Origin of the sequence: Promicromonospora kroppenstedtii DSM 19349, from assembly GCF_000515355.1 — a bacterium.
GTDB classification, from domain to species: Bacteria; Actinomycetota; Actinomycetes; order Actinomycetales; family Cellulomonadaceae; genus Promicromonospora; species Promicromonospora kroppenstedtii.
This window is the reverse complement of the sequence record NZ_KI911663.1, coordinates 7,813-11,610: the sequence shown is the minus strand read 5'-3', so window position 1 is coordinate 11,610 and position 3,798 is coordinate 7,813. Positions and strand designations below refer to the sequence as shown.

The window sequence follows — 3,798 nt, the reverse complement described above, 5'->3', positions numbered from 1 at the left end:
GGCGGCACCAGCCGCCGGCGCCCTCCGGGCGGGTGCCGGCGGTACCTGGCAGGTCCTGCGCCGCGACGTCGGCGCGATGCTCGGCCTCGGCTACATCGTGCTCGTCACGCTCGTCGCGATCCTCGCGCCCGTCCTGACCGCGATCAGCGGCTGGACCCCGTACGAGTTCGACCAGACCGCGATCGACCCCAACCTCGGTGGCATGCCGATCGGCCCCTGGGGCGGCGTGAGCGCCGAGCACTGGTTCGGCGTCGAACCGGGCAGCGGCCGCGACATCTTCGCCCGCATCGTCTACGGCGCGCGGGTGTCCATGAGCATCGCGCTGTCCGCCACCGCGCTGACCACCGTGCTCGGCGTCTCGCTCGGGCTCGTGGCCGGCTACTTCGGCGGCCGGGTCGACCTGGTGATCTCGCGCGTCATGGACTTCCTCATGGCGTTCCCCGCGCTCATCTTCATGATCGCGGTGCTCTCGGCGCTGCCGGCGGGCAACCGGTCCACGCTCCTGGTGGTCGTGATCTCCGTTTTCGGCTGGCCCTACCTGGCCCGCATCGTGCGCGGGCAGACCATGTCGCTCGCGCAGCGGGAGTTCGTCGAGGCCGCCCGCGCCGCCGGGGCGAGCGGCACGCGCATCGTGTTCCGCGAGATCCTGCCCAACCTGCGCTCCACGATCATCGTGATGGCCACCCTCGCCGTGCCCGGCTACGTCGGCACCGAGGCCGGGCTGTCCTTCCTCGGCGTCGGCGTCGTACCGCCCGAGCCGAGCTGGGGCCAGATGATCGCCGCGTCAGTGAAGTGGTACGCCGTCGATCCCGCGTACTTCGTCTTCCCCGGCGTCTGCCTGTTCCTGCTCGTGCTCTCGTTCACCGTGCTCGGCGACCGACTGCGCGCCGTCGTCGACGCCCAGGAGGGCCGCTGATGCCCCGGTTCCTGATCACCCGAGTCGCCTCCGGCCTCGGCGTGCTGCTGCTGGTCTGCCTGTTCACGTACCTGATCTTCTTCGCGCTGTCGCCGGACCCGGCCGTGCAGATCTGCGGCAAGAACTGCACGCCGGAGGTCATCGACCAGATCCGCGGCAACCTCGGGCTGGACCAGCCGTTCTGGACGCAGTTCTTCCACTTCGTCGTCGGCATCTTCGCGGGCCGCACGTACGGCGAGGGGGCCGGCGCCGTCGAGTGCGCCGCGCCCTGCCTCGGCTACTCGTTCCAGTCCAGCCAGGCCGTCTGGGACATGATCATCCAGCGCCTGCCGGTCTCCGCGACGATTGCCGTGGGCGCCGCCGTGCTGTGGCTGCTCGCCGGGCTGGCCGGCGGCCTGCTCAGCGCCGTCAAGGAGGGCACCTTCCTCGACCGGTTCACCACCGGCCTGACGCTGACCAGCATGTCCATCCCCAACTACGTGCTGGCGCTGGTGCTGCAGTACGTGCTGGTGGTCAAGCTGCAGTGGCTGCCGTTCCCGCAGGCCGTCGCCTTCGCCGACGACCCCGGGCAGTGGTTCGCGAACTTCGTCATGCCGTGGATCGTGCTCGCCGTCGGCTACGCGGCCGCCTACACCCGGCTGACACGCGCCAACGTGCTCGACGTGCTGCGCGAGAACTACGTGCGCACGGCCTACGCGAAGGGCCTGGCCCAGCCGCTGGTCTGGCGCCGGCACGCCCTGCGCCCCGCCCTGACGCCGATCGTGACGATCTTCGGGATGGACTTCGCCGGCCTGCTCGGCGGCGCGCTCATCACCGAGACCGTCTTCGGCATCAACGGCGTCGGCAAGATGGCCGCCGACTCGATCGCCCGGAACGACCAGCCGGTGATCATGGGCGTCACCCTGCTGGCCGGGTTCCTCGTCGTCGTCGGCAACATCGTGGTCGACGTCGTCTACACCGCCATCGACCCGAGAGTGCGGGTGAACGCATGACGCTCCTGCAGGTACGCGACCTCACCGTCACCTTCCCCACCCCGCGCGGCCCCCTGGACGCCGTCCGCTCGCTCGACCTCGACCTGGAGCCCGGCGGCGCACTGGGCATCGTGGGCGAGTCCGGCTCCGGCAAGTCCATGACCAGCCTGGCGATCATGGGCCTGCAGCCGCGGGCCGCACAGCGCACCGGCAGCGTGCGCCTGCACGACCAGGAGCTGGTCGGGCTGTCCGAGGCCGAGCTGCGCCGCGTGCGCGGCGACCGTATCGCGATGGTCTTCCAGGACCCGCTCTCCTCGCTGAACCCGTACTACACGGTCGGGCTCCAGATCGAGGAGGCGTACCGCGCCCACCGCCCCGGCACCACGCGCCGCGTGGCCCGGCGGGTCGCGGTCGAGGCGCTGGAACGAGTGCACATCCGCGACGCCGCCCGGCGCGTGGACCACTACCCGCACCAGTTCTCCGGCGGCATGCGCCAGCGCGTCATGATCGCCATGGCCCTGAGCACCGAGCCCGAGCTGCTCATCGCCGACGAGCCCACGACCGCGCTGGACGTCACCGTGCAGGCGCAGATCCTCGATCTGCTGCAGGAGATCCGGCGTGAGACCGGCACCGGCCTGGTGCTGATCACGCACGACCTCGCCGTGGTCAGCGAGGTCACCGACCACATCGTCGTCATGAAGGACGGCGTGTGCGTCGAGCGCGGGCCCGTCGAGCAGATCTTCACCGACCCGCGGCACGCGTACACCCAGGCGCTGCTCGACGCCGTGCCGCGCATCGACGACGAGATCGGCGAGCTGCGCGCGGTGACACCCGGCGCAGCCGGCGACGTCGGGCAGCGGAACGAGCAGAACGGAGGCGCTGCATGAGCACGCCGCTCCTGAGAGCCACGAACCTCGTCAAGGAGTTCCCGGTGCTGGGCACCGGCGGGCTGCTGCGCCGCCCGGACACGTTCCGGGCCGTGGACGACGTGAGCTTCGAGATCAGCGCGGGCGACACGCTCGCCCTCGTGGGCGAGTCGGGGTCGGGCAAGTCGACGACGGCGCGCCTGGCCGCCCGCCTGCTCGACGTCACCTCGGGCACCGTCGAGCTCGACGGCGAGGACGTCACCCGGCTGGGCCGTGCCGACCTGCGCCGGTTCCGCAGCGAGGTGCAGGTGGTCTTCCAGGACCCCTACTCCTCGCTCAACCCGCGGCACACCGTGGAGCGCATCGTCACCGCCCCCCTGCTCTACCAGCAGCGCAGCATCCCGGGCGGGGCGCGCGCGTTCACCCGCGCGCTCATGGAGCGGGTCGGGCTGGACCCGGACCACTCCGAGAAGTACCCCGCGCAGTTCTCCGGCGGGCAGGCGCAGCGCATCGGCATCGCCCGCGCGCTGGCCGTCGGCCCGCGCGTCGTCGTGTGCGACGAGGCGGTCTCGGCCCTGGACGTCTCCGTCCAGGCCCAGGTGATCAACCTGCTGCGCGAGCTGCAGCGCGAGGAGGGCCTGACCTACCTCTTCATCGCGCACGACCTCGCCGTGGTGCGGCAGATCGCCACGCGGGTCGCGGTGATGACCCAGGGCCGGATCGTCGAGGAGGGCGAGCGGGACGCCGTCTTCGACGCGCCGCAGCACGAGTACACGCGCAAGCTGCTCGACGCCGTACCCCGCATCCGCCCCGAGTGGGAGCGGGAACGACGGCGCAACGCGGCCCTCGCGGCGGGAGCCACCGCATGAGCGCGGGCTGGAGCAGCTACCTGCTGCCGGGCATCGGCGTCCGCGAGCGCCGCCTCGCGGTGCCGCTGGACCGGAGCGGTCGCCTGCGCGGCGAGGTGGAGCTGCTGGTCCGTGAGCTGGTGGACCCGACGCGCGCCGACGAGGACCTGCCGCTGCTGTTGTACCTGCAGGGCGGG

Annotated in this window: 4 protein-coding genes and 1 pseudogene; all 5 read left to right on the top strand. The window is 71.8% G+C overall.

What is annotated here, in order from left to right; translation table 11 throughout:
• Positions 1-55 precede the first annotated feature (55 nt).
• Positions 56-916, top strand: a complete 861-nt coding sequence (locus PROKR_RS11725) for an ABC transporter permease (protein ID WP_245605799.1) — start codon at positions 56-58, stop codon at positions 914-916.
• On the top strand, positions 916-1,908 hold the full coding sequence (locus PROKR_RS11720; protein ID WP_036963383.1) for an ABC transporter permease: 993 nt from the start codon (positions 916-918) through the stop codon (positions 1,906-1,908). The genes PROKR_RS11725 and PROKR_RS11720 overlap by 1 nt, the downstream gene beginning before the upstream one ends.
• Positions 1,905-2,774, top strand: coding sequence for an ABC transporter ATP-binding protein (locus PROKR_RS11715; RefSeq protein ID WP_051432902.1), 870 nt, complete (start codon positions 1,905-1,907; stop codon positions 2,772-2,774). The genes PROKR_RS11720 and PROKR_RS11715 overlap by 4 nt, the downstream gene beginning before the upstream one ends.
• Positions 2,771-3,622, top strand: a complete 852-nt coding sequence (locus PROKR_RS11710) for an ATP-binding cassette domain-containing protein (protein ID WP_036963380.1) — start codon at positions 2,771-2,773, stop codon at positions 3,620-3,622. Before PROKR_RS11715 ends, PROKR_RS11710 begins: the two co-directional genes overlap by 4 nt.
• Positions 3,619-3,798: pseudogene (locus tag PROKR_RS34675) on the top strand (alpha/beta fold hydrolase); the annotation flags it as partial. The gene PROKR_RS11710 and the pseudogene PROKR_RS34675, both read left to right, overlap by 4 nt.